Here is a 5641-nt window from a genome sequence, read left to right as displayed (position 1 = left end):
GGCACAGCAACCAGCCAATTCAACCAATCAAAAAACAATCGGTATCAACAAACTTGGCACACTATTGAGTTCTCAAACAACAGACGCTAACCGGCACCAAACACAACCAAACCATCATGTTCTCGCTCCGAAGCAACTTTTCAAGCCTACCCGCTCGTACCGGGCTTCGCAAACCGACTGACCCTCACCGTTCAGCTTCGACATGGCGAATGATGAACAGAATTCATGTGATTGTCACCCGATCGAAGACCCGATCAGCGCGGAACCCAACTCTAGCACCGCTCGAGCCGGGATGTAAACCGGCCGCCGACCCTCCCCAAAGGGGGGGGGCGGCGGCCGGCACATGAAGCGGCGGATCAGTCGGTCGTCGGCTTCAGGTACAGCACTCCGAGCGGCGGAACCCTGACATCTCCGTACGCCGGCTGCCCGTTGTGGGCGCCCTCCACCGCCATCACCGTGCCGAAGTTGCCCACTCCGGACCCACCGTACTGCTCGGAGTCGGTATTGAGGACCTCAGTCCATTCACCTGCCCATGGCAGACCGACGCGGAATCCTTCGTGCGGTCCACCGGCGAAGTTGGCGATACACACGAGCGGGTTCCCCTGGTGGTCCCAGCGGACAAAGGACAGCGTGTTGTGTTCGCCGTCGTTCTCATCGATCCACTGGAAGCCCGCAGGCTCGTTGTCCCGCGCATACAGGGCAGGCGTTTCGCGGTACACAGTGTTGAGCGAACGCACCAGCTCCTGGACGCCCTTGTGCGACGGCGTGGCACAGAGCCACCAGTCCAAGCCGTGCTGCTCCGCCCACTCGGACTCCTGTGCGAACTCGGAGCCCATGAAGATGAGCTGCTTGCCCGGGTGTGCCCACTGGAAGGCCAGGTATGCGCGGACGTTGGCAAGCTGCTGCCAGCGGTCGCCCGGCATCTTGCGCAGGAGTGATCCCTTGCCGTGCACCACCTCGTCGTGACTGATGGGAAGAAGGAAGTTCTCGGTGTAGGCGTACACCATCGAGAAGGTCGCCTTGCCGTGGTGATGCACCCGGTTGATCGGGTCCTCGGAGATGTACTCGAGCGAATCGTGCATCCAGCCCATGTTCCACTTGATGCCGAAACCGAGCCCCCCCGAGCTTGTGGGGCGGGTGACGCCGTCGAACGCTGTCGACTCCTCAGCGATCATGACGATCCCGGGCGCCCGCTTGTAGGCGGTGGCGTTGACTTCCTGCAGGAAAGAGATGGCTTCGAGGTTCTCGCGCCCCCCGAGCCGGTTGGGCCGCCACTGACCCTCCTCGCGGGAATAGTCGAGATACAGCATGGAAGCGACGGCGTCCACCCGGAGTCCGTCGATGTGGAATTCCTCCAGCCAGTACAGGGCATTAGCGACGAGGAAGTTGCGCACTTCGCGACGGCCGAAGTCGAAGATCAGTGTTCCCCAGTCCTGGTGCTCGCCGAGGAACGGATCGCCATGTTCGTAGAGCGTTCCGCCGTCGAACTTCGCCAGCGCCCACTCGTCCTTCGGGAAGTGGGCGGGAACCCAGTCCATGATCACGCCGATCCCGGCCTGGTGCAGCTTGTCGACCAGGTACTTGAAGTCATCCGGGCTGCCGAACCGCGACGTCGGCGCGAAGTATGAAGTGACCTGGTAGCCCCAGGACCCTCCGAACGGGTGCTCCGCCACTGGCATGAGTTCGATGTGCGTGAATCCCTGCCACGCCACGTACTCGACGAGCTGCTCGGCGAGTTCACGGTATCCCAGGCCCACGCGCCATGATCCGAGGTGCACTTCATAGACGCTCATCGGTCCGTTGTGCGGATCGGCCGCGGCACGGGCCTCCATCCAGGCCGAATCCTCGAACTTGTAGCGGGATTCCACGACGCGTGACCCGGTCAGCGGAGGAACCTCGGTGCCCCGTGCCATCGGGTCGGCCTTCTCGCGCCACTGGCCGTCGCTGCCGAGGATCTCGAATTTGTAGCATGAACCCGCCCCTGCGCCAGGCACGAAAAGCTCCCAGATGCCGGTACTGCCAAGTGCCCGCATCGCGTTGACGGTGCCGTCCCAGCCGTTGAAGTCAGCCTTGACCCGTACAGCCTGGGCGCTCGGTGCCCAGACGGCGAAGGACACCCCGTCGATCTGGCCCAGCGCTGATGAATAGTGCTTCACATGGGCGCCGAGCGCCGTCCATAGTGTCTCGTGGCGGCCCTCGCCGATGAGGTGCAGATCGACTTCCCCGAGTGTCGGCAGGAACCTGTAGGGGTCGTCCGTCCGCTGCGGCTCACCGCTGTAGGCGACGTCGAGCCGGTAATCGGGGGTATGTCCTGGAACATCAGCGGCAAGGGTTCCCACCCAGATACCGTTGTGCTCATGCTCGAGCGCGACGCGCCGGTCGGCCGTGATCACGGTGACCGATACGGCGAGGGGATGGAGTGTGCGGATGGTAACCAGCCCGCTTACGTCAACATGTGCGCCGAGCACTGCGTGCGGCTGGTGGTACGAGCCCTCCGAGACCCGCTGCAGGATGTCCTCGGCCACCCGAATGGGACCACTCGACGCCCGCGGTGCTGCATCCGGATTTTCCTGCTGTGCTGATCCGACGACGGCCGCCTCAGCTCCGGGTTCGGTCTGCGTCTCGGGATCCACGAGCGTCCCGGCGGCCGCTCCCGACGGCGCCGCGGCTTTCGTTCCGCCGAGTGCACGGCGCACGTCACGCACCGGCCACTCGACCCAGTCGGGCCGGTTGCGCAGCTCGTACACCACTTCGTACAGCGCCTTGTCCAGCCACAGTGCCTTGAACAGCGGCGCTTCGGGATCGATTCGGGTCCCGCTCTCCTCGGCATAGCCTGACAGGAACGCGGTGCGGACACTCTCTGCCCACTGCTCCGTGTCCCGCGCGGCCGCTGACCCTTCCGCGGCCGGCCCGCGGGACGCAGCGGCGTACTCGAGTGAGCGCACCATTCCGACGACGTCGCGCAACGGCACATCGGGCAGGCTCCGCTCCGCGGTGGGACGCAGGGGCTCCCCTTCGAAATCGATGATGAGCCAGGATCCATCCGTGGCCCGAAGGATCTGGCCCAGGTGGAGGTCTGCATGGATGCGCTGCAGCTCCGGAAGGTCCGTCAGCGCAGCTGCGCCCCTGATGACCCGGTCCACTTCGCCGTCCAGTTCTCCGACGGCGTCGCGTGCCTCCCGCCACGCCCATTCGATCCGGCCCGCGAGTGCGTCCGTGAACCCGGTCTCCTCGTCGGCGGAGGCGGCGCCGCTTCCGAAAGCGGTGACGAGCTGCGCGTGGATCCGGGCGACCGCCCGCCCGAGCTCTCCTGCCTCTTCGCTGAAATCCGTGCCCGACGACGCCGCGAGGGAGGCAATGCGCCAGGCGTCGATACTGCCTTCCACATAATTCCTGAGGACGCTGACGTGTCCCATGACGTGTTGGCCGGGCTCTGCCTGGGGCTGCTGCCAGGTGCCGGTGATCCAGCCGTATGTCGCAGGAACGTCGGTTGAACCGCCGGCTGTCAGCTGCGCACTGATCTGTACGTCAGGGCTTTCTCCTGTCGCAAGGATGCGGAAGAACTTCACGATCAGGGAGTTCTTTCCTGTGCCGACCACCACGGAGGTGTTCGACTGTTCGCCCTGGAGAACCTTGACCTTCGGCGCCCTGGCCCGGCTGCGCGGGGGCATGCCCTTGAGCGCCGTCGGAACCAGGCGGCCATCGGCGGTCGCTTTCTTGGACCGGATGAGATCCACCCAGGCAGTGACGAACACCGGGTCGTGGGTGGCGTCGTACACCCAGCGCGTTCCCAACTGGGGGTGGTCCACCTGACCGATGAGTCCCGCGGCGGCGGCATCAAGTGGGCTCTCGCGATAGCTCAGCGGAACACTGACGACGTCGGTGCGGTGCCCGGACTCGACGGCGAGGAAGTGGACTTCCAGCCCTGCCTCGCCACTTGGATCCTCCAGCACGGTTCCCCCGACCACGCTCAGCGAGACGTCGCGTCCGCGGGCCGGGAACCAGCGCTGCAAAGGGAGCCACTCGTTGAGGATTTCGGGAACGAAGGGCGTGTGGGTCGCCATTATCTGATGGCCTCCGAGACTTGGATGACGGGAAGAGCTTCGGTGTGGGGTGATGAGGAATTCGAGGAAGCCGACCGCAGCCGGAGCCAGAAGAAGTCGTGGCTGCCGAGGGTCAGGGTGAGGTCGCCCTCCGCGCCGAACGCCGGGAAGATCGCCCCTCCGAAGAGATCGCGGAGGCCTCGTCCCGCGAATTCGGGGAGGTGCATCCTGGCGGCCACCGGATGCTGGGACAGGTTGAAGATGCACAGCACCACTTCGGGCTGCTCGTGCTCGGCATTCCCGTCCTTGACTTCGCGCAGGAACGCAAGCACGGCGTCCGACTCGGTGGGGACGTTGCGATACTCCCCCAGGCCGAAGGCGGGGTGGGCACGGCGCACCGCGAGCATCTGGCGGACCCAGTGGAGGAGCGAGCTCGAGGTTGCGAGCTGGGCTTCCACATTGACGTGGCTGTAGTTGTAGACGAGCGACTGCACCACGGGCAGGTACAGCTTGCCCGGATCGGCGGTGGAGAACCCTGCATTGCGGTCGGGGTTCCACTGCATGGGCGTCCTGGATGCATCACGGTCATCGAGCCAGATGTTGTCACCCATCCCGATCTCGTCGCCGTAGTACAGGAAGGGGCTGCCGGGAAGGGACAGCAGCAGCGCGTGGATGAGCTCCACCTCGGCGCGGGAGTTGTCGAGCAGGGGTGAGAGCCGACGCCGGATGCCCACGTTGGCGCGCATCCTCGAATCGGGCGCGTACCAGCCGAGCATCGCCTCGCGTTCCTCGTTCGTCACCATTTCGAGGGTCAGCTCGTCGTGGTTCCGGAGGAACGTTCCCCACTGGGCCCCCGCGGGGATGTCGGGGGTGTCCTTCATCGTCTGGATGATCGGGCCGGCCTTCTGGTCACGCAGCGCGTAGAACAGGCGGGGCATGATGGGGAAGTGGAAGGACATATGACATTCCGGTCCCTCCTCATCACCGAAGTATTCGACCACTTCGTCGGGCATCTGATTGGCTTCGGCGATGATCACGCGGCCGGGGTAGTTCTCGTCGACCATGGCGCGGAGGCTCTTGAGGAACTCGTGGGTCCTGGGCAGGTTCTCGCAGTTCGTTCCCTCCTCCTCGAAGAGGTACGGAATGGCGTCCGCGCGGAAGCCGTCGATCCCCTGGTCGAGCCAGAACTTCACGATGTCGAAGATCGCCTCGATCACCTTGGGGTTCTCGAAGTTGAGGTCAGGCTGGTGGCTGAAGAATCGGTGCCAGAAGAACTGCCGCCGCACGGGGTCGAAGGTCCAGTTGGATTCCTCGGTGTCGACGAAGATGATCCGGGCGTCCTCGTATTTCTCGTCGGTGTCGCTCCACACGTAGAAGTCGCCGTACGGGCCCTCGGGATCGCTCCGGGACTCCTGGAACCAGTGGTGCTGGTCGGAGGTGTGGTTGATGGGCAGGTCGATGATGACCCTCACGCCGCGCGCATGGGCCTCGGCGACGAGCCGCTTGAAATCGCTCAGCGATCCGAACTCATCGAGCACGTCGTAGTAGTCGGCGATGTCGTAGCCGCCGTCGCGCAGCGGGGACTTGAAGAACGGCGG

At 64.6% G+C, this 5641-nt stretch carries 3 protein-coding genes; 1 reads left to right on the top strand and 2 read right to left on the bottom strand.

Annotation, left to right across the window (positions count from 1 at the left end; translation table 11 throughout):
• A partial coding sequence (locus Y704_RS24870; RefSeq protein WP_216698980.1) for a hypothetical protein occupies nucleotides 1-181 on the top strand: 181 nt, incomplete at its 5' end.
• Nucleotides 182-356: 175 nt separating this feature from the next.
• On the opposite strand, the gene glgB is transcribed toward Y704_RS24870, so the two are convergent.
• Together glgB and treS are read right to left on the bottom strand one after the other, a co-directional pair.
• Nucleotides 357-4064, bottom strand: a complete 3708-nt coding sequence (gene glgB / locus Y704_RS0112545; protein ID WP_026550368.1) for a 1,4-alpha-glucan branching protein GlgB — start codon at nucleotides 4062-4064, stop codon at nucleotides 357-359.
• Nucleotides 4064-5641 (bottom strand): maltose alpha-D-glucosyltransferase (gene treS / locus Y704_RS21090; RefSeq protein WP_035772686.1); only part of this gene is annotated, 1578 nt, incomplete at its 5' end. The genes glgB and treS, both read right to left, overlap by 1 nt.

Origin of the sequence: Arthrobacter sp. Br18 (genome assembly GCF_000520555.1) — a bacterium.
GTDB lineage: Bacteria > Actinomycetota > Actinomycetes > Actinomycetales > Micrococcaceae > Arthrobacter_D.
Note: the sequence above shows the minus strand (reverse complement) of the source record. Positions and strands in the feature narration are given on the sequence as shown.